Raw genomic sequence first — 19,986 nt, 5'->3', positions numbered from 1 at the left:
CGTTTGTGATTTCTTCCGAAGCAATCATCAGACCTCTTACGAAATCTGCTGGAGAGCGAGAAAAGCAAAGAGAAACGGAGCGCAGAAACAGAATGTTCACATCAGTTCATGAAAATTCGAAAGAGGTCCATTCTATTGCTTCGGCAAAAGATCAATTCTCCGAAAACTCTTCACAGTCTGATGAACAGGCAGCAGAACAGCAGCAGGAACTACAACAGGAACAGCAGCAGGAACTCAGTGAAGAATCAATGCTAACCGCGTCGTCATAAAGAATTTCAAAATCAAGAGCATTAGCTTCATTTAACATACAACCTCCTTATCATAAATTAAAAAAAAACTTTATTAGAGCGTGTTGACATTTGCTCTATAGTCCCTAATACCTCGGCTTATCCGCAGCACGTAAACATTTGAGCGAGTTCATAAAAACGAAATGTCAACAGATCCTAACCTACCAATTTGTTTACCTTTCGCTTGAGTCAAAATTATTTTTCGGAATTTTCCGATTTATTCGATACAATAACAGAAAGTTTGCCAGTAAAAAACCACTTATAAAACCTGCCTGCAAACCCACTGCGCCAAATTTAAGCACAAAAGCAACAAAATAGGCGCAAGGTAAAGAAACAAGCCATAAACAAATTAAGCCAATATGCATGGGTGTTTTTGAATCATGCATCCCCCTTAAAACGGCACTAAAAGCATTTCTTATGGCATCGAAATACATAGTCAACAGCATGATCACGAAAAACACCAAAGTATAATGTTTAAATAGTTGATTTTCCGGAAGTGAAACATCAAAAAATAAGTTTAAAAACACATCGTGAAAAAAATAAAATAACCAGGATACAAATAGAAAAAAGAACAAAATAATAATTTGTGTCGCCTGCGAATACTGTTTAATTAAACCTGTATTATTCTGGCGATGAGCGCCGCTAACCAAAACAGATCCTGCCTGGGTAATGCCCAATATCATCATGATAGACACCAGACCAAACTGGGAAACCACCTGAGAAGCTGCCAGTGGTACTGTTCCAAAATAGCTCATTAAATACGTCATGATGGTCATAACGAGCAGCTCACCGCCAAACTGTATTCCTATAGGAACACCTATGAACAGAATGTTCTGAATGACTTTCCTGTTAAACCTTAGACCATGACTGAACAATTGATATTGCTGCAGTTTCGTACTAAAACGCATGAAAATGAGAATACTGATGCAATAAAGTATTTGCACGATAAGATTGGCACATGTCATACCACCTATATCCAGTTTAGGAAATCCAAAATGTCCTCGAATAAACGCATAGGAAAAAAATACAGCGAAAGGTAAACGCAACAAGGAAGAAAACAATCCAAAACGAGGCCTTCCAATGCCAATATAAAATTGAGCAATGGACATGGCAATAAGTGAAGGCAATACAGAGAAAGCCGCAAAATGAAAATAAACGGTGGTCAGCTGAGCCAAACTTTTTTTCTGGCCGAAAAATAACAATAAATCACTACCAAACCACAAGAGCAAACTGGTTGGTATAGCAAGAAATAAAGACACCCAAAGACTACTTCTGAATAACTCTCCTATTTCTTCCGCTGCTTTTTCCTGCGCATCAACGAAAGAATAACCAATAAGTATACTGATGGAGTACAAAACACTCGTAGCCGTGACAAAGATAGTTATATAAGTCGATGTGGCCAATGTAGCGGCCGCCACTTGTTCCATACCAAGTCCGGCAATGAAAACCATGGCTATAAAATTGGTGAGGATATTGACAACACCGGTGATGCTGATAGGCAAAGCAAAAACCGATAATGTTTTTACCCGTTGCAATAATTGCCGCATGAGAACTCCAAAGGATCACAGGATCTTTAATTTTTCTATTTCTATCTTTTCCAGCCAACGCAGGTTCGAGCGCAAAAAGCTCAATGAGAAAGTTTTTATGGCTATTAGCTGAATAAATAATCTAATTGAAAACTTTTTATAACGAAGCGATTGGCGTTTTTCGTAAGTCCTGATCAATATAAAATCTTACTATGGAATGTTGCAAATTAAATTACAACGAGTATAGAATGGCGAAGTACAAGATGTACGATTGTCTGATTTAAATTAATAAGGATGGTTAATTTCCAGATGTATTTTTGAAAGTATCATCCTCTTTGATTTAAAAGTTTCAAACCCAAAGAGAGGCCATACTAATGAAAAAAAATTGCTTAACTGCGATCGTTCTCGCTGCCAGTTCTGCCGTATCTTATGCAGGAACCATGGGACCTGCAGTCATTGATCATCATCAACTGATGATTGAAGGTGGATTTAGTTATCTGCATACTTTTTATAAGGATCGTGTTGTTCCTCCAGAGTCCCGTACCGCTTTTTTCCCCTTTGGATTCCCGATAGACCCTAGCGATTTTTACCCGGAAAACTTCTATGGCGGATACATCGGACTCTCCTACTACGTTCCCAACTGGCTATTGAACTCCCGCTTAAGCATGTATGGCACAGAAACCGAAAGAAATCGCCGGCATGATACCTCTGTCAGCCTTTCTCCTGTACGCTTGGTTTTCAGTGCAGACAGAGTATTCGGCGATATTAATAATACCTCTTTTGGTATTGGTGCCGGTGCCGTCATTACTAACAACAATGATGGAGAATACCTTGAAGGTCCACGTGCAGAGCCAGGTACAGAAAGATCTCATTCTTTAGCCGGTGAAAGTACAAGAATTGATCCTATCGTTGAGGCTTTTGTAATGCAGCGATTTGCCAATAACTTCAATGTTAAATTTAACGCTGAATATCAAATTCCTGTCAATGACTCGCACAGTCATGGAGACTTAGTGCTTTCTCTTGGTGTTAACTATGCAATGAATGTTTAATTGCAAATCGTGGGCCCCATCGGCCCGCGGTTAAACAATCTACTGATAAAAAATATACATTTTTGTGTGAAGGCTAATCTGAAATCATCTAAACGGTTAAGCACCGTTTTTAGAGTTAAAACAGATATCCTGCCTGGTGAACTGTGAGTGATTTATGTCATTATATACCAATTTAAGCTACTCCTTGTTATGTCCTTTTCAATTACTGCTTGATTTAGCCTTCCAGACAGATAAAAAAGCCTATCTGGATGTTAGTCGATTGGCTTTTACCCCCTTCGGGGAATTAAACTCTCCCAATGAATGGATTAATCTTGAATCATTGGGAAATATTGTCCCTATAAGAGCTCAGCAATTAATCAAATATTTATCTCCTTATTTATCTAAAACGCTTTGCATCCATATTTATCTTGATGAACGCAGGCTAAGCTCTGATAACCTTTACTCGCTTTTATTGTTGGCCGAAGAATTACCGCAATTGACTTTATTTTTTTATATCGCGGAAGATGAAAATCCATGTCGAGAACAATTAACTCAACTCTTTACTGCAAAAAACTCAGTGGATATTCATTTTGCAAAGTCCAATACCATCCAGGCATTTCATCAGGCTCAACTAAAAGAACTAAGGCCTCATCAACAGGCAGTTTTGGCATCAAAAGGTTTTAAATTTGATTCAGCTTTAAATATCAATCTGTTAATCGGTTATGCGTGGACATTATTAAAAACCGGAGCCTACGAGATAGGAACCCATCTTTTGGAAGAGGCACGTTCTTCTTGCGAAAACATACAAGATGCTGACATGTTATTGTTACATTTACAGCTTATTCGTTTTCATTCTCATCAATACGAAAAGCTGGCATTAGAACCCTATCCACCGTTTTTTTCTGGTGTAGATGCTGATTCGACAAAATATCTTTATTATCTCAAAGCCTATGCAGCCACTTTAACACGGCATTTGGACATCGCTGAAATTTATTTTGAAAAGGCTGGCATTAATGAGCATTTACCCTTAGCCGACGAGTTTTCTTTATATCAATTGAATATTTTTGCTTTATATAGCGTGTTTCAACAAAAAGCAGATCTCGCCTATCGGCTGGAGAAGAAAATTGAACAATTTGCCCAAGATCATCAGCTTGATTCAATAGGGTTAAAATACGTTAATTTTATCAATATTGCCCGTTTACATAAAAAAGCTCATGAATACCCTTTATCTCTCAGCTATTACGAGAAAGCCTATAAAATCATCTCTCAAGGGGGGTATACGACTTCGGATCACATATATTACAACATGAATCTTGGAAGCCTTCATGAAGCGGCGGGGGACTTTAAAGCAGCATTGCTATTCTGGATAAATGCAGCTTTACACTGGTTAGTAGCAGAAAATCCCTACGCGCTGGCCTGGCGGCCTAAATTAATTTTATGCCAGGAAAAAACCACTGAATTAAATCATCCTTTATTGTTGAGCGATGTCGTCCGATTCTTTCATCATAAAATCGATAATTTACTCGATAAAGCCGGTATTCCTGAACCCAAAGCCACAGAGCAACATTTTCATTTTTGTCTGAATCATCCAGCATTGTTAAAAGAAGCCTGCTATGTCCACAACGGATTAATTCTATATAGTTCCTATCAAATCACGCCACCTGTTTTTGAAGAATTAAAACCTCTCGCTGATTATTTATCCAGCTTACTTAAGCACATACTGAATTTTAATTCTGATTACCGAACACTGGTCATTGATGATTCCGTTCAAAACCTCTACCAAATCGACAAACAGCAGGCGCGTATTCTGGCAAGCGTTAATCACTGCCAAAGATGCTACTGGAATGGAGAGTCATTAACCTTGCAAAAAATAACGAGCAACGAACTGCAAAGCGGCTTAACCTTATCCTTATCCGAGCTTATTGAAGATACAGAAAAAGAAGAACATTTGCTGAAATTAAAATATAAGCGCTCTTTTTTAAACAAAACCCTTGATGATGAAGATGAGATTAATATCTTTCTTGCTTTAAAAGAAGGCGACCATTCAAAGGCCTCACAACAGTTACTCTCTAATTTGCCACTATTGCAGCGATTGCTTTATAAAAAAATCATTTGCCTGCAAATCAATCCTGAAAAATAACTCATGAGAAAATAATATAGATCGGGCTCAGAGAATAATGCCGACAGGATGATTCAATAGTTCGAAGCTTACTGGTGTTTGCCCAACGAGCTCACCGTCTGCCTCCACAAACAATGGCTTGCTATCTAAAGATTCAATACGAACTTTTTTAGCCTGTAAATAGTGAACATTCGGCTCCAATATATGTTTACCAGAGTAAATTTTTCTTAACTTCAAAACAGCGGAAGACTTATTAAAATCATGAAAAATAGCAACATCCAGTAAAGCATCATCCACTTTTGCCATTGGCGCGACATGCATTTGACCACCAAAATACTGGCCATTGCAGACGGCCATCAACAATAAATTAAATTCGCGGGAGAAATAATTATCAATAGAAACACGAACCCGTGTTTGACTATATTTCATCAAACCCATTAGTGCATGTAAAAAATAATTGACACGCCCCCCAAGTTTTTTTAACCAGGTACTCTTTTGAGTGAGTTGTGCAACATAGGCGGAAAAGCCACAGCTTGCCACATTGATAAAATAATGAACGGATTCATTGGCAAATACAATTTTGCCAACATTGGTATTGATCTGCTGATGGTGTTTTAAACGGCCCAGAAATTCAGTCACTCTTTGTATGGGAAACTGCCTGGCATAATCTCCGCCACTACCCGCGTTGAAATAAGCAAGTAATGTTTTAGATACGCGCCATTTATCAGTCGAAATCATCCCATTTAAAGCACTGCTTAATGTTCCATCTCCTCCAATTACTAATAAATAATCAGGTTTTTCCTCTAGCAAACTTTGGGTGAGCAGCTTTATATCATCTACATGATTTGACATTCGATAATCCACATTGTCAAACAGCGCGTGTAAGCCGGCACTCATTGCCTGCCAGATTTTCCTGCCTTTTCCCTTCCCTGCAATCGGATTAATAACAACTGCAATTTTGCGACTCATATAATAGCAGCCAGACGGCAAGCTTGATCAATGGCATGTCGAGCATCAAGCTCCAAAGCTTTATAGGCACCCCCAATCAAATGAGTGGTAATACCAGCCTTTTTCAAAGGTTCAAAGAGATCGTTCAATTCGATTTGGCCTGCGCAGATAATAACCGAATCCACTTTAAGTAATTCAGTTTTGTCATCAATCCGGACATGTATACCTTCATTATCAATTCGCTCATAAACCACTCCGGAAATCATCTGAACCTGTTTATGTTTTAGACTTAAACGATGTATCCAACCCGTGGTTTTGCCAAGACGTTTTCCAAGTTTCTCCTTTTTTCGTTGCAGCAGATAGACCGTGCGTGAACTTGGTTTAATCTCGGGTGTTTTAAGCCCGCCTCGATGCTTCACTTCAAGATCAATACCCCATTCTGCATAAAAATGCTCAGGAGGAGCATTCCGCTCATGAGTTAAAAATTCAGCAACATCAAAACCGATCCCGCCAGCACCGATGATGGCAACTGTCTGCCCTACCTCACGCCGTTGCATAATGGCATCCATATAAATCATCACTTTTGGATGATCAATTCCTTCAATATCTGGAATCCTGGGTTTAATGCCAGTGGCCAACACCACATCATCGTATCCTTTTAATTCTTCGATCCCAGGCTCTCTTTGCAGACATATCTCAACCTTATATTTATCCAGCTGGTATTGAAAATAGCGAATGGTATGCTCAAAGACTTCTTTTCCAGGAATGCGCTTTGACAGGTTAAACTGTCCTCCAAGAACATCGCTTTTTTCAAATAATGTCACCAGATGACCTCTTTCGGCGGCTACAGCGGCAAAAGCCAATCCTGCTGGCCCTGCCCCAACGACAGCAATTTTTTTAGGTTTATGTGCCGTTTGATAGACTAACTCTGTCTCGTTACAGGCTCTTGGATTAACTAAGCAAGAAGCGGTTTTATTTTGAAACACTTGATCAAGACAAGCCTGATTACAAGCGATACAGACATTAATGGCTTCGCTTTCGCCAATTTTAGCCTTCTCGGCAAATTGAGCGTCAGCCAGGAAAGGACGAGCCATGGAGACCATATCCGCAAATCCATCTTCTATAAGCCGATTAGCCACTTCCGGTGTATTAATACGATTTGAGGTGATAACAGGAATATTTAATTCCGGTTTAATGCGCCGGGTCACCTCTGCAAATGCTGCCGCTGGAACCATGGTTGCAATGGTGGGTATGCGTGCCTCATGCCAGCCAATACCGGTATTGATTAACGTTGCCCCGGCTTCTTCAATGGCTTTCGCCAGGCTGACAATTTCTTCCCAACTGCTGCCCTCTGCAATTAAATCCAACATGGATAATCGATAAATGATAATAAAATCATCGCCTACGGCTTCACGTACAGCGCGCACCACTTCAACAGGAAAACGCATGCGTTTGGCAAAACTGCCTCCCCAGGCATCCTGCCTCCTGTTGGTATGAGCAACAATGAACTGATTAATCAGATACCCTTCACTGCCCATGATTTCTACGCCATCGTAACCGGCATTTTTGGCCAGGCGGGCACAACGAGCAAAATGCTGAATGGTTTTTAAGATACGAGCATGAGTCATTACCCAGGGTTTAAAGGGGCTGATTGGTGATTTCAAGCCGCTTGGAGCGACAATAAAAGGATGATATCCATAACGTCCGGCATGTAGAATCTGCAGAGCGATTTTCCCTCCTGCCTCATGCACCGTATGGCTGATCAACTCATGACGTCGCTGCTCCTTTTTATTGGTCAGCTTTGCTGAAAATGGCGCAAGTCGTCCGGAACGATTAGGGGCAAAACCGCCGGTTACAATTAAGCCCACACCTCCTAAAGCCCTATCTCGATAAAACATCGCTAAACGGTGCAGGCTTTCCTTATCTTCTTCAAGGCCGGTATGCATTGATCCCATTAACAAGCGATTTTTCAATTGAGTAAAGCCCAAATCAAGAGGCTCCATTAAGGATTTAAAAGGCGGATTGTCGACAACTAGCTCCATGTTAACTCTCATTCATCAAAAATAAATAAACAGTATAACTGCATCCCATCATTTTGCGAAATTTGCTTATATTATTCAAGATTGCTACCATAATCAGGAACACACTCAACTTAACGCAATACCATGCAAATCAAGAAGTATCCTACCTGGATAGGATATACTGCACTGGTTTTCTGGGCCCTTGCTGCTCCTTTTGCCGTTCGCATTAAAAACATTCCTGTCTTTGAAACTTTAACCATTGTATTTACTGTCAGCTTTCTGTTTTCCGCTACCCGACTTACTCTTCTCAAACAATGGTCAAAACTAAAACAACCTTGGCTTTTATGGCTTATTGGTTTTCTGGGCATTTACGGCAATGATCTTCTTTACCTTGCCGCTTTTAAACATGCTCCTGCTGCACAAGCAGATTTAATCAATTATCTCTGGCCGGTGATTGTTATTTTATTTACAGGCTTATTGCCCGATGAAAAACTTAGCTTACGCCATATTATAGCCGCGTCTATGGGGTTTGCTGGTGTTTTCGTACTTATCAACAAAAATGGCCAGGGATTTGATAGCCAGTATCTATTTGGTTATATTCTAGCTTTTCTTGACGCCATTGTCTGGTCTGTTTATACACTGGTGGCCCGCCGCTATGGAAAAAGCCCTGTTGAGATGATCGGGATGTATTGTGGCGTTGGTGCCCTCTGCTCATTAATCATCCACTTTTACTTTGAGCCTCATTATCTCCCTACAGGAAGCCAATGGATTATTCTCATTATGATGGGAATGACCACTCAATGTCTAGCCTATTTCTTTTGGGATTTTGGCATCAAACGTGGCGATTTCAAATTATTAAGTATTTTATCTTATGGCAATCCAATACTTTCCATCGGTTTTCTGATATTTTTTGGCATGGCTGAACCCACCATCGAACTTATTATTGCCTGCCTTTTGGTAACTGCAGGAGGGATTATCGGTATTATACCTTGGCAGAGCTTATATTACCGATGGCTGCATGGTTGGTCTTTAGAGATTGCGACAAACGAAAACGATTCGCGATAAAAGCCCCGGCAAGGGCAATCAAGCCGCCGATAAAGGAGAGTAAAGAAGGCATTTCATGTAAAAAAATAAATCCCATTAACGTAGAAACTATCGGCAAACCGTACAGATACATTGCAGCATTGGAAGCGGGCAGGTGATTCAGAACATAACTCCATGCAACATAAGCTAATGCCGCAGGAAAAACTCCCATATAAATCACGGCTAAAGTGGCTTGAGAGTTAGCCTGCAATATTTCACCTGCCAATGCAGGAAAAAACATCATCAGCATCAGTGTGCCTCCCCATATAATCCAGGAAGTCACAGCGACAGGATGATAGCGCTGTAAATAATGTCTTGACATTAATGAATATACAGCTCCTGTAAATGCCGAGATCACAATGATCCACACACCTCCTGATAATTGAACTTGCGTTTGTTCACCAAGAATAATAATAAACAATCCCAAAAAACTGACCGCAACTCCAAACCACACCACCATCCCTTGTTGTTCTTTTAAGAAAAAAACTGACATGATAATCGTCATTACAGGCATTAAACCAATGATAAAACTGGCCATGCCCGCTGACACCGTCATTTCACCGTAATTTAAACAAATATTATAAAGACCGATGCCGACCATCCCCAGAAAGAGTAATTGCAAACGATCCATCCACTGCACCGATTTTTTTATCTTCATGCTTCTGTAGATAACAGCCATTGAAAATGAAGCTACGATAAACCGCAATAAGGCTAATGAGCCGGGGGAATAGGTCGTCAGCCCATAACGAATACCTACAAAAGCCGAAGCCCACAACACAATAGTGGCTGCTAACGCCGAATTAACTTTTAGAGATGTCACGAAATGTTACTCCCAGCCACAAAAAGAATAATATTTTAACAAAACCTGCACGGTTTTCGCTAGGTTCTGTGCACTTGTCTTCCAAAGAAAAATGACCTGTTTTTTAGAAAATTCTGCGATTCCATAAGAATCTAAAATAGACATTTGCCAAATACCTGCTCTTAGGTTATTTTTTGAAGGATGATTATTTTATAAGGACATATCATGAAAAAATATTTGATTTTTCTTTCCACTTTAATATTTTCCTTCAATATATATGCTGCGGAGATTTCGGTAAAGATATACAAAACAGGAAATGACAAACCCATAGGTGATATTCAATTTAAAGACACCAAATACGGACTGCTGGTTACGCCTGATTTAAGCCAATTACCTCCTGGGCTTCATGGCTTACATTTACATCAAAATCCCAGTTGCGCTGATAAAGGGCAAGCCGCCGGTGGACACTTTGACCCCAAAAAAACCAATACTCACCAAGGCCCCTATGGAAAGGGACATTTAGGCGACCTACCTGTTCTTTATGTCAATAAAGAAGACAAGGCCGATGTACCTACACTGGCTCCCCGTTTGAAAGTAAAGGATTTAAAGGGTTTGACTGTCATGATTCATGCCGGTGGAGATAACTACAGTGATACTCCCAAGCTTGGCGGTGGCGGTGACCGCATTGCCTGTGGTGTTGTTAAAATGTCTGATAATAAAAAATCCTGAAATGCTTATATCCCGCGAAGCAAGTCGCGGGATCATTGGATTAATCAAGTAATCCTAATTCCTTGACAGTATCACGCTCTTTGCGTAATTCATCCAATGTGGAATTAAATTTTTGCTGGCTATAGTCATTAAAAGGCAAATCTTCTACCACGCGCAACTCGGAATGAACTCTGCGGCAAGGATAAGAGAAAATCAAACCTTCATTCACCCCATATTCACCTTCAGAGCTCAGGCACATGGAAAAACTTTCATTATCTGCTGTATCATGGATTAAATTATTCACGCCCACAATAATTGCGTTGGCGGCAGAAGCGGCAGATGAGGAGCCTCTTGCCTTAATGATCTCAGCGCCCCGTTGCTGTACTTTTGAGACAAACTCATTTTTTAGCCAAGACTCATCATCGATGACTTTTGCGGCTGAATAGCCATTAATTTTGGCATTATAAAAATCAGGGAACTGAGTTGAGGAATGATTACCCCAAATCGTCATCTGGTTGACGGCTGTAATGTCAACGTCTGCTTTTTTAGCCAGCTGAGTTCTGGCACGTAATTCATCCAGAGTCGTCATTGCAAAAAAGCGATCATCCGGGATATCTTTGGCATGATGCTTGGCAATAAGGCAATTCGTATTGCAAGGGTTACCCACCACAAAAACACGAATATCATCACTGGCATAGTTATTAATGGCTTTACCCTGCTTGGTGAAAATACCACCGTTAATTTCCAATAAATCAGCACGTTCCATACCTTGTTTACGAGGAACAGAGCCCACCAGTAAGGCCCAGTTAATGCCATCCATTGCGGTTTTCAATTCGGAAGTACAAACAATACGCTTTAGTAAGGGAAAAGCACAATCTTCAAGCTCCATAGCAACACCGTTGAGTGCCGGCAGTGCATCCTCAAGTTCCAGCAGATTTAATTCCACATCCGTATGTGGGCCAAACATCTGACCTGAAGCAATACGGAACAATAAAGCATACCCAATCTGTCCGGCAGCGCCGGTCACAGCAACTCTTACACGTTCATTCATTTTTATTTTTCCTTCTTGTTCAACCAATCTTTAATTAAGTATAAAGCCGCTATACTGCGCGCTTCAGTAAAGTCCGGCCTTAGCAATAAATCTTCCATTGCTGTTACCGGCCATTCAACCACTTCCGGCAACTCCGGCTCATCCCCTGGCAGTACAGAGGGGTACAACTGCTGTGCAACCACCAGATCCAGTCGAGCACCGAAATATCCTGGCGCAAGAGTCATGGATCTTAACCAGGTCAGCTTCTTCGCAGCAAAACCGACTTCCTCCTGCAATTCCCTGTTAGCTGCGTCAAGACATGACTCGCCACTGTCCACCAGTCCTTTGGGAAAAGCCAATTCATAAGTATCCGTACCCGCGGCATACTCACGGACCAGCAACAAGGATTGCCCTGGCGTAATGGCAACCATCATCACCGCACCGTGCCCATGGCTGCGAATACGCTCGTATAGACGATGTGCTCCATTAGCAAATTTCAATTGCATTTCTTCGATAGTAAATAATCGGGTTTTTGCAATTACTGTTCTTTTCGAACAAAAAGGTTTCTCTCGCATCCTTCAACCATATTTGGTTACAAAATGATGCCATGATACTATTGCAGATTAAAACAAGCCAGTTTTTAAGATAAATCCTTAAGCCCAACTTATGAACATGCCTGCAGTTTCCTTATATATACACATTCCCTGGTGTATTCGCAAATGCCTTTATTGTGATTTTAATTCACATAAAAGTCCTGACACCCTTCCTGAAGAAAGCTATATAAAAGCCTTAATTCAGGATTTGGAAAATGATCTGAAACGATTTCCGGTGACAAAAGAAATCTCTTCCGTTTTTATCGGAGGCGGTACACCCAGCCTGTTTTCCGCAACAGCTTTTCATGATTTATTTTCTCGACTACAAGAGATGCTGAATTTTTCATCTTCTGTTGAGATCACCCTTGAGGCGAATCCCGGTACTGTGGAACAGGAGCGCTTCAGGGATTATCGTCAAGCAGGTATTAATCGACTATCCCTTGGAATACAAAGCTTTAATCCTTTTCACTTAAAAGCCTTGGGCCGTATTCATGATGAGCATCAATCTCACGCTGCCATCGAATCAGCCCGTCTTGCTGGATTTGACAATATTAATCTCGATATCATGCACAGTTTACCTCAGCAAACCGTAGAGGAGGGTTTAAAAGATTTACAAATTGCGCTCTCTTATAAGCCGGAACATCTTTCCTGGTATCAATTAACCATCGAACCCAATACGGTTTTTTATAAGAAACAACCCATACTACCTTCCGAGGATGACAGCTTTCAACTGGAAGAACAAGGATTGGCATTATTAGAGCAATCTGGTTTTCAACGATATGAAATCTCTGCTTTCAGTCAAGCGCGCCAATGGTCCAGGCATAACTTAAATTATTGGTTGTTTGGCGATTACTTAGGTATCGGAGCTGGTGCACATGGCAAACTAACGATTGGAAAGGATGTGTTTCGAACCCGTAAACAACGCCAGCCTAAAGATTATCTTAATCCACAGAAAGACTTTCTTGCTGCCGTGGATAAAATTGATGAGGAAAATCTCTTATTTGAATTCATGTTAAACACCACTCGTCTTGAGCAAGCCATTCCTTTTGATTTATTTTTTCAGAAAACTGGGCTATCTTCATCCATATTTCATTGCAAATTAACTGAAGCCATCAATAAAAAACTCATCAAGGTAACTCCTCAACATTGGCAGGTTACCCCGCTTGGCCGACGCTATACAAATGATTTACAATCGATTTTTTTACCGGATGAACTTCACAAGCCATAAAGATTATTTGATAATTAATCAACATTACGTACCACAGTAGTTTTTCCGGCAAAACGACGATTCTTAAACGGAGTAGATTATGTCAGTCCTGCTATTTATTTTCAGTGTTCTTTTGGGTTATTTACTTGGCTCACTCTGTTCGGCAATCATCGTCAGTCGCATGTTCTCTCTTCCCGATCCTCGTCTTGAGGGCTCCAAAAACCCGGGAGCCACGAATGTACTGCGGTTGGCAGGAAAAAAGTATGCACTTATTGTCCTTCTGTTTGATGCTTTGAAAGGCGTTATTCCCGTTTTGCTGGCCAAAGCGCTTGGTGCATCTCCTACCACAGTTGCATTTACCTGTCTTGCAGCGGTTGCAGGGCACATGTTTCCTGTCTTTTTTCAATATAGAGGCGGGAAAGGAGTGGCTACGGCAATAGGTGCATTTCTAGCATTACATTTCATTCTAGGCGTAACTATCATTGCCACATGGCTCATTGTTGCCAATTTCACCCGATATTCCTCATTGGGCTCCATTGTATCCATGTGCTTAGCTCCTTTTTATTCCATGCTCATGCTAAGCAACATTAATACTTTCCCTCCTCTTTTTTTCATCGCTATTTTTATCCTTTATAAACATAGAAACAACATCACTCGCCTAATTGATGGAACGGAACCCAAAATCATTTTCAAATCCAATGTCCTTGCCAAATTAACGGCATCAGCACGAGAAGCCAAACCTGAAATAGAAAAATCCATTCAAACAACACCAAAAGATCAGGAAAAGAAAGAGGAAAGAACAAAACGAAAAAAAGCAAAGAAAAAACAAGAAAAACCTGATTAACTTACTAAAGGCCAACGTGCTTTGACTTCGATTGCATGACTCTTATCTTTTTCCTGTTGCAACATTCGAAGACAACCGGCATATGCCACCATGGCACCATTGTCAGTGCAATACTCAAGCCTTGGAAAATACAGTTTACCTTTAAAAGTAGCCATCCACTCAGTCAATGTGGCGCGTAAGGCCAGGTTAGCTCCCACGCCTCCTGCTACTACCAGGCTATGACAGCCGGTCTGTTTTAAAGCACGTTGACACTTGATCAACAAAGTGTCCACTACCGCATCCTGAAAAGCCTTGGCAATTTCCTCTCGTGCCCTGTCATCTTTTGCACTCTGATTCCAAGTGGTTAAGGCGTAAGTTTTCAAACCACTGAAACTGAAATCCAAGCCGGGTCGATCCGTCATAGGTCTGGGAAAACGATAGGGTGTAAAACCACAACGATCAGCGAGCTTTGCCAGCTTAGCGCCGCCAGGATAATCGATTCCCATTAATTTTGCGGTCTTATCAAATGCTTCTCCTGCTGCATCATCCAGCGTATCGCCCAATAATTCATAATCACCTAAAGCATTGACCTGAACCAGCTGACTGTGTCCTCCTGAAACCAATAAGGCAATAAACGGGAAATCCAATTCCAGGCTATCCAGTTTTGCAGCAAGTAAATGAGCCTCAAGATGATGAATGGCCAAAGCCGGTATTCTTAACGAATAGGCAAAACTTTTAGCAAAGCAGGCACCAGTTAATAAAGCACCGATTAACCCAGGGCCTGCGGTATAGGCGATGGCATCCAACGCTGATTTTTTCAGGCCCGATTGCAGCAAAGCTTCATCAATGAGAGGAACAAGATGATTAACATGATCACGAGAAGCCAATTCCGGAACAACACCACCATACACCGCATGAGTTTCAATTTGTGAATGAAGTGTATGTGCTAAAAGCCCATTTTGACTATCATAAATGGCAACGCCTGTTTCATCACAGGATGATTCAATACCTAATACTCTCATAACACGCTGTTTTTCACTTAAAATGTCAATATTTTATCATAGTTTAACTCAAGGCAGGCTATTTATCGGATAAGAAGCAGCTATTTTCCCATTATTTCACTTGACGAAGAACATAACTGCAACTAAAATTGCCGCTTATTATATGAAATAACAAGAGGATCTATTTAATGCCTACCGTTCGTGTGAAAGAAGGCGAAAACCCTGAATATGCATTACGCCGTTTTAAGCGTGCATGTGAAAAGGCCGGTATCTTAACTGAGTTACGTCGCCGTGAATTTTATGAAAAACCCACTGCAGAGCGCAAACGCAAGCAAGCAGCCGCTGTTAAACGTCATCTGAAAAAAATCTCTCGTGAACTGGCTACTCGTCAAAAAGACCGACGACGACGCAAGTAATATCCTGTTTCATCAACTTCACATTCAAAAAATTCGACGCAGGATATAATAGATACCCCAACATTCCGCACCACTTTATTTTAGCAAAAAAGACTCGGGTGCGGAATGAATGCATAATTCCGAATAATTGAGAGTACCATTGCCATGATAGTTGTGGCATTTTAGTTTTTTTTGCACATCGCCATATTGAACCTGGCTACGTAAAGTATTTCAAACAGGGGAATAAAAATGACTATAAAAGAACAGATTACCAATGATTTGAAAGATGCCATGCGTGCAAAAGATAAAAAAAAGCTCGAAGCACTCAGGTTGATTACGGCAGCCATTAAGCAGATTGAAGTCGACGAACGAATTGAGGTCGATGATGACAGATTGCTGAGTATCCTCGATAAAATGGCCAAGCAACGCCGCGAATCCATTGAGCAGTTTGAAAAAGCAGGAAGAGAAGATCTCGTCGATCAGGAACAATATGAACTGGATGTGATTTCCAATTATCTGCCAGAACCTCTAACTGAGGAGGAAATTCGACAACTCATCGACGAGACCATGCAACAACTTGATGCCAAAACCATGGCCGACATGGGGAAAGTGATGGCACAACTTAAACCGAAACTACAAGGACGCGCCGATATGAGTGAAGTCAGTAAAATCATTCGGGCCAAATTAAGCTAAGAGTCTCGATAGCCATGTCTGGCTTAATTCCTCAGCCTTTTATTGATGATCTCCTGCAGCGCACAGATCTTGTTGAATTGATTGACAGTTATGTTCCTTTGAAAAAAAGAGGGACAAGCCACCTTGCTTGCTGTCCTTTTCACAATGAAAAAACTCCGTCATTTAATGTTATCGGCAAAAAACAGTTTTATCATTGCTTTGGTTGCGGCGCTTCAGGAAATGCCATTAGCTTTATCATGAATTATCTCAACCAGGGTTTTGTTGATGCAGTAGAAACCCTGGCTGGTCGGTTAGGATTAACCGTACCAAGAGATCAGCAAACCACAGCAAAAATAAATCAAAGCCAGGATCTTTATCAGTTATTGGCCAAAGTCAATCTTTTTTACCAAAAAACACTTAAAAATCAAGGTAAAATAGCTATTAAATACTTGCAGCAACGTGGGTTAAACGGTGAAACTGCAAGGCGTTATCAGTTGGGTTATTCTCCCAATCAATGGCATACCCTGGAAAAAATATTCAAAAACCAGCAACGCGAACTCATCACCACAGGCATGCTCATTAAAACGGATGAGGGAAAAATATATGACCGTTACCGACATCGAATCATGTTTCCCATTCATGACCGGCACGGTCGAATAATTGGTTTTGGCGGTCGCACGATTGATCCTGCACAAAAACCAAAATATCTGAACTCGCCTGAAACCGTGCTTTTTCAAAAGAACAGAGAGCTCTATGGCTTACATCAGGTCATCAGACATCAAAAAGATATTGATGCCATTATCATCGTTGAAGGATACATGGATGTCATTGTTCTTGCGCAATACGGCATTATCAATGCCGTTGCTACGCTGGGTACCGCTACAAGCAGCTATCATATTCAACTATTATCAAAATATACCCGTCGTCTTATCTTTTGTTTTGATGGTGATAACGCCGGCAAACAAGCTGCCTGGAGAGCACTTGAAAACAGTCTGCCTTATTTGAATCAGGGCATTGATGCCAGTTTTGTTTTTTTACCACAAGAACATGATCCCGATAGTCTTGTTCGCCAGGAAGGCAACCACGCTTTCTTAAAGAGAATCCACAATGGCATTCCCCTGCATCAGTTTTTCTTTACAACCTTAAGTATGGGCATCGACTTGCATCAGCCGGCGGGGAAAACGCAACTGATAAACATGGCCAGACCTTATCTGGCAAAAATGAATGAGGGTTCTTATAAACAGTTACTGATTGACGATCTTGCCCGTAAAACACATATCGATCACCATCGATTAACACAATTATTAAGCGACAAGGAGAATATAAAACCTCAGGAACCCAGAGCCATTATATCACGCACACCGATCCGTGTCGCTGTTGCTCTTCTTCTGCAAAATCCGGAAATTTATTCATCCTGTATCGAGCATATTAATCCAAATCTGCTGGTAGGAGACGATCAACTCATCTTGAAAAAATTACTCCTGTATCTTTCAGAGACTCCACAAAGCAATACCGCCACACTGATCGAATTATGGCGCGATTCACCGCTTTTTGAATCCATCAACAAACTGGCTGCCTGGGATCACCAAGTTCCAGAAGCAGAACAGATTAGAGAATTTATCGATATTGTTCTATTCTTACAGAAACAGAACAAAGAAAATAAAATTCATCAACTTATTGAAAAATCCCGCCAGGAAGGCTTAACTGATGAAGAACGTATCTTGTTACAAGATATGCTCAGAAAACGCCATCAAACCTCCATTGATGAAAAATAAAACAGTAATGGGCTGGCAAGTTTTCTTATGCCAGTCTATAATAAAAGGTTTGAAATTTTTAACAATTCTTACGAAAGAAACTGCCTATGACCACAAATGACCAAGAACAGCAACGCTCACAGATCACAAAAGTCATAAGTCTCGGAAAAGAACAAAATTACCTGACTTATGCTCAAATTAACGACCTGTTACCAAATATTGTTGATACTGAACATTTTGATGTGATCATCAGCATGCTGGAAGGCATGAACATCAAGGTCTTTGAACATCCTCCCAGTGACGACGAGCTGGCACTGCTTGGAAACACAGAAGAAGCTCCGGAAGATGTCGAAGAAGCCGCTGCCGTTCTTGCTTCCGTTGATAAGGAAACGGGACGCACTACTGATCCTGTCCGCATGTACATGCGTGAAATGGGTACGGTTGAGCTATTGACCCGTGAAGGCGAGATTCGTATTGCCAAACGGATTGAAGAAGGTATTTATCAAGTCCTGAAATCACTGGCACATTATCCTGAAACCATACAGCTTGTTCTTGAGGACTATGATCGGGTGCTGGAAGATGAAATGCGCCTTAGTGAAGTCATTAGCGGTTTTTCCGACTCAGAAGAAGAAGCTCCGGCGGCAAGCATCGGCTCCATGCTCGACGAAAACGAAGGAGGAGGTATCCTCGGTGATCTGGATGAAGAAAACGAGGAAGGAGGACAAGATGATATTGGCGATACGGATACCGGGCCTAGTCTGGAACAAGCAAAAGCTTATTTTGATGAACTTCGGGAAAATTTCGATCTGTCCATGAGTGCTCTCCAGGAACGGGGACGTAGCGATAAAAAAACAATTGAACTTCTGGAAATTATGTCCGATTCCTTCCTGAAGTTAAAGCTTACCTCAAGACAGGTAGATAAGCTCACACGTCATTTCCGCCAATTACGAAACCATATTCGTGAATTTGAACGAAACATCATGCGCCTGTGCATTGAAAAAGCACGTATCCCGCGAAAGCTGTTTATTGACACTTTCCCAGGACAGGAAACGGATCTGACTTGGCTTAATACCCTTCTCTCCAAACATAAGGCAAAATTGGACCTGGAACGTATCAGTGAGCATCGAAACGAAATTATTCGTCTGCAAACTAAGCTGGCCAACTTTGAAGAAGAATACGGCTTGAAAATCAGCGACATTAAAGACATTAACCGTAAAATGTCTATCGGAGAGGCCAAAGCCCGACGTGCTAAAAAAGAAATGGTAGAAGCAAACCTGCGCCTCGTGATTTCAATTGCCAAAAAATACACTAACCGCGGATTGCAATTTTTAGATCTCATTCAGGAAGGCAACATTGGTTTGATGAAAGCGGTTGATAAATTTGAATATCGACGCGGTTATAAGTTTTCAACCTATGCCACCTGGTGGATTCGTCAAGCCATTACCCGCTCCATTGCTGATCAGGCACGAACCATTCGAATACCTGTTCATATGATTGAGACCATCAATAAGTTAAATCGAATCTCTCGTCAGATCCTGCAGGAGACAGGACGCGAAGCCACGCCTGAAGAGCTGGCTGAAAAAATGGATCTGAGTGAAGACAAGATACGAAAAGTCTTAAAAATAGCCAAAGAACCCATTTCTATGGAAACCCCAGTGGGTGATGATGATGATTCTCATTTAGGTGATTTTATTGAAGATGTCAATATTGATTCTCCCATTGATAAAGCAACGGCTGAAGGCTTACGTGAAGCCACACTTGAGATACTGGAAACATTAACACCAAGAGAAGCCAAAGTCCTGCGCATGCGTTTTGGCATTGAAATGAACACGGATCATACCCTTGAGGAAGTCGGCAAGCAATTTGATGTCACCAGAGAACGTATCCGTCAAATCGAAGCCAAAGCCTTACGCAAGTTACGTCATCCATCACGTTCAGAAAAACTGAGAAGCTTCCTGGAAGGAGACGAAAGCTAAAAAAATTTCTCTGGTA

Annotated in this window: 18 protein-coding genes; 11 read left to right on the top strand and 7 right to left on the bottom strand. The window is 41.1% G+C overall.

Going from position 1 to position 19,986, the window contains the following annotated elements; translation table 11 throughout:
* Window positions 1-92: 92 nt before the first annotated feature.
* Window positions 93-269: a hypothetical protein gene (locus E4T55_RS15270; protein WP_156411826.1), complete on the top strand. Its 177-nt coding sequence runs from the start codon at window positions 93-95 to the stop codon at window positions 267-269.
* Window positions 270-460: 191 nt separating this feature from the next.
* On the opposite strand, the gene E4T55_RS12255 is transcribed toward E4T55_RS15270, so the two are convergent.
* Window positions 461-1,834, bottom strand: coding sequence for an MATE family efflux transporter (locus E4T55_RS12255; RefSeq protein ID WP_058502807.1), 1,374 nt, complete (start codon window positions 1,832-1,834; stop codon window positions 461-463).
* Between the two features lie 353 nt (window positions 1,835-2,187).
* Here E4T55_RS12255 and E4T55_RS12250 point away from each other — a divergent pair, with 353 nt between their 5' ends.
* Window positions 2,188-2,862, top strand: a complete 675-nt coding sequence (locus E4T55_RS12250) for a hypothetical protein (RefSeq protein WP_058502808.1) — start codon at window positions 2,188-2,190, stop codon at window positions 2,860-2,862.
* 154 nt (window positions 2,863-3,016) lie between these two features.
* Window positions 3,017-4,981 (top strand): hypothetical protein, encoded by a 1,965-nt coding sequence (locus tag E4T55_RS12245; RefSeq protein ID WP_058502809.1) that lies wholly within the window; start codon window positions 3,017-3,019, stop codon window positions 4,979-4,981.
* Between the two features lie 27 nt (window positions 4,982-5,008).
* Here E4T55_RS12245 and E4T55_RS12240 read toward each other — a convergent pair whose 3' ends face one another.
* Window positions 5,009-5,929, bottom strand: a complete 921-nt coding sequence (locus E4T55_RS12240) for a diacylglycerol/lipid kinase family protein (protein ID WP_058502810.1) — start codon at window positions 5,927-5,929, stop codon at window positions 5,009-5,011.
* Window positions 5,926-7,950, bottom strand: coding sequence for an NADPH-dependent 2,4-dienoyl-CoA reductase (locus tag E4T55_RS12235; protein WP_058502811.1), 2,025 nt, complete (start codon window positions 7,948-7,950; stop codon window positions 5,926-5,928). The genes E4T55_RS12240 and E4T55_RS12235 overlap by 4 nt, the downstream gene beginning before the upstream one ends.
* A 123-nt stretch (window positions 7,951-8,073) precedes the next feature.
* Here E4T55_RS12235 and E4T55_RS12230 point away from each other — a divergent pair, with 123 nt between their 5' ends.
* The gene (locus E4T55_RS12230; RefSeq protein WP_058502812.1) at window positions 8,074-8,994 is read left to right on the top strand and encodes a DMT family transporter; all 921 of its coding nucleotides are present in this window, start codon (window positions 8,074-8,076) and stop codon (window positions 8,992-8,994) included.
* Here the strand turns inward: E4T55_RS12230 and E4T55_RS12225 are convergent.
* Complete coding sequence (locus E4T55_RS12225; protein ID WP_058502813.1) at window positions 8,912-9,832, bottom strand: DMT family transporter; 921 nt, start codon at window positions 9,830-9,832, stop codon at window positions 8,912-8,914. The genes E4T55_RS12230 and E4T55_RS12225 overlap by 83 nt on opposite strands.
* 201 nt (window positions 9,833-10,033) lie before the next feature.
* Here E4T55_RS12225 and E4T55_RS12220 point away from each other — a divergent pair, with 201 nt between their 5' ends.
* On the top strand, window positions 10,034-10,540 hold the full coding sequence (locus tag E4T55_RS12220; RefSeq protein WP_162262350.1) for a superoxide dismutase family protein: 507 nt from the start codon (window positions 10,034-10,036) through the stop codon (window positions 10,538-10,540).
* A gap of 40 nt (window positions 10,541-10,580) precedes the next feature.
* On the opposite strand, the gene E4T55_RS12215 is transcribed toward E4T55_RS12220, so the two are convergent.
* Together E4T55_RS12215 and nudE are read right to left on the bottom strand one after the other, a co-directional pair.
* On the bottom strand, window positions 10,581-11,570 hold the full coding sequence (locus tag E4T55_RS12215) for a malate dehydrogenase (protein ID WP_058502815.1): 990 nt from the start codon (window positions 11,568-11,570) through the stop codon (window positions 10,581-10,583).
* Window positions 11,571-11,572: 2 nt separating this feature from the next.
* Window positions 11,573-12,124 (bottom strand): ADP compounds hydrolase NudE, encoded by a 552-nt coding sequence (nudE, locus tag E4T55_RS12210; RefSeq protein WP_058502816.1) that lies wholly within the window; start codon window positions 12,122-12,124, stop codon window positions 11,573-11,575.
* A 97-nt stretch (window positions 12,125-12,221) separates the two neighbouring features.
* Here nudE and hemW point away from each other — a divergent pair, with 97 nt between their 5' ends.
* Together hemW and plsY are read left to right on the top strand one after the other, a co-directional pair.
* Complete coding sequence (gene hemW / locus E4T55_RS12205) at window positions 12,222-13,370, top strand: radical SAM family heme chaperone HemW (RefSeq protein WP_058502817.1); 1,149 nt, start codon at window positions 12,222-12,224, stop codon at window positions 13,368-13,370.
* 79 nt (window positions 13,371-13,449) lie between these two features.
* Window positions 13,450-14,193 (top strand): glycerol-3-phosphate 1-O-acyltransferase PlsY, encoded by a 744-nt coding sequence (plsY, locus tag E4T55_RS12200; RefSeq protein ID WP_115325214.1) that lies wholly within the window; start codon window positions 13,450-13,452, stop codon window positions 14,191-14,193.
* Here plsY and tsaD read toward each other — a convergent pair.
* The gene (gene tsaD / locus E4T55_RS12195; RefSeq protein WP_058502818.1) at window positions 14,190-15,194 is read right to left on the bottom strand and encodes a tRNA (adenosine(37)-N6)-threonylcarbamoyltransferase complex transferase subunit TsaD; all 1,005 of its coding nucleotides are present in this window, start codon (window positions 15,192-15,194) and stop codon (window positions 14,190-14,192) included. The genes plsY and tsaD overlap by 4 nt on opposite strands.
* Before the next feature lie 167 nt (window positions 15,195-15,361).
* Between tsaD and rpsU the strand changes: the two genes are divergently transcribed.
* The 4 genes from rpsU (at window position 15,362) to rpoD (ending at window position 19,970) form a co-directional block, all read left to right on the top strand.
* Window positions 15,362-15,589: a 30S ribosomal protein S21 gene (rpsU, locus tag E4T55_RS12190; RefSeq protein WP_058502819.1), complete on the top strand. Its 228-nt coding sequence runs from the start codon at window positions 15,362-15,364 to the stop codon at window positions 15,587-15,589.
* 228 nt (window positions 15,590-15,817) lie between these two features.
* Complete coding sequence (locus E4T55_RS12185; protein ID WP_058502820.1) at window positions 15,818-16,261, top strand: GatB/YqeY domain-containing protein; 444 nt, start codon at window positions 15,818-15,820, stop codon at window positions 16,259-16,261.
* Window positions 16,262-16,275: 14 nt separating this feature from the next.
* Window positions 16,276-18,015 (top strand): DNA primase, encoded by a 1,740-nt coding sequence (gene dnaG / locus E4T55_RS12180; protein ID WP_058502821.1) that lies wholly within the window; start codon window positions 16,276-16,278, stop codon window positions 18,013-18,015.
* Between the two features lie 86 nt (window positions 18,016-18,101).
* The gene (gene rpoD / locus E4T55_RS12175; protein ID WP_058502822.1) at window positions 18,102-19,970 is read left to right on the top strand and encodes an RNA polymerase sigma factor RpoD; all 1,869 of its coding nucleotides are present in this window, start codon (window positions 18,102-18,104) and stop codon (window positions 19,968-19,970) included.
* The last annotated feature ends 16 nt before the right edge of the window (window positions 19,971-19,986 follow it).

This window comes from Legionella israelensis (assembly GCF_004571175.1).
Classification (GTDB): domain Bacteria; phylum Pseudomonadota; class Gammaproteobacteria; order Legionellales; family Legionellaceae; genus Legionella_D; species Legionella_D israelensis.
Note: the sequence above shows the minus strand (reverse complement) of the source record. Positions and strands in the feature narration are given on the sequence as shown.

Excerpts from the sequence above, each read along its gene's own strand:
- E4T55_RS15270 (WP_156411826.1), top strand. The coding sequence starts at position 93 with ATGTTCACATCAGTTCATGAAAATTCGAAAGAGGTCCATTCTATTGCT.
- E4T55_RS12255 (WP_058502807.1), bottom strand. The coding sequence starts at position 1,834 with ATGCGGCAATTATTGCAACGGGTAAAAACATTATCGGTTTTTGCTTTG.
- E4T55_RS12250 (WP_058502808.1), top strand. The coding sequence starts at position 2,188 with ATGAAAAAAAATTGCTTAACTGCGATCGTTCTCGCTGCCAGTTCTGCC.
- E4T55_RS12245 (WP_058502809.1), top strand. The coding sequence starts at position 3,017 with ATGTCATTATATACCAATTTAAGCTACTCCTTGTTATGTCCTTTTCAA.
- E4T55_RS12240 (WP_058502810.1), bottom strand. The coding sequence starts at position 5,929 with ATGAGTCGCAAAATTGCAGTTGTTATTAATCCGATTGCAGGGAAGGGA.
- E4T55_RS12235 (WP_058502811.1), bottom strand. The coding sequence starts at position 7,950 with ATGGAGCTAGTTGTCGACAATCCGCCTTTTAAATCCTTAATGGAGCCT.
- E4T55_RS12230 (WP_058502812.1), top strand. The coding sequence starts at position 8,074 with ATGCAAATCAAGAAGTATCCTACCTGGATAGGATATACTGCACTGGTT.
- E4T55_RS12215 (WP_058502815.1), bottom strand. The coding sequence starts at position 11,570 with ATGAATGAACGTGTAAGAGTTGCTGTGACCGGCGCTGCCGGACAGATT.
- nudE (WP_058502816.1), bottom strand. The coding sequence starts at position 12,124 with ATGCGAGAGAAACCTTTTTGTTCGAAAAGAACAGTAATTGCAAAAACC.
- hemW (WP_058502817.1), top strand. The coding sequence starts at position 12,222 with ATGCCTGCAGTTTCCTTATATATACACATTCCCTGGTGTATTCGCAAA.
- plsY (WP_115325214.1), top strand. The coding sequence starts at position 13,450 with ATGTCAGTCCTGCTATTTATTTTCAGTGTTCTTTTGGGTTATTTACTT.
- tsaD (WP_058502818.1), bottom strand. The coding sequence starts at position 15,194 with ATGAGAGTATTAGGTATTGAATCATCCTGTGATGAAACAGGCGTTGCC.
- rpsU (WP_058502819.1), top strand. The coding sequence starts at position 15,362 with ATGCCTACCGTTCGTGTGAAAGAAGGCGAAAACCCTGAATATGCATTA.
- E4T55_RS12185 (WP_058502820.1), top strand. The coding sequence starts at position 15,818 with ATGACTATAAAAGAACAGATTACCAATGATTTGAAAGATGCCATGCGT.
- dnaG (WP_058502821.1), top strand. The coding sequence starts at position 16,276 with ATGTCTGGCTTAATTCCTCAGCCTTTTATTGATGATCTCCTGCAGCGC.
- rpoD (WP_058502822.1), top strand. The coding sequence starts at position 18,102 with ATGACCACAAATGACCAAGAACAGCAACGCTCACAGATCACAAAAGTC.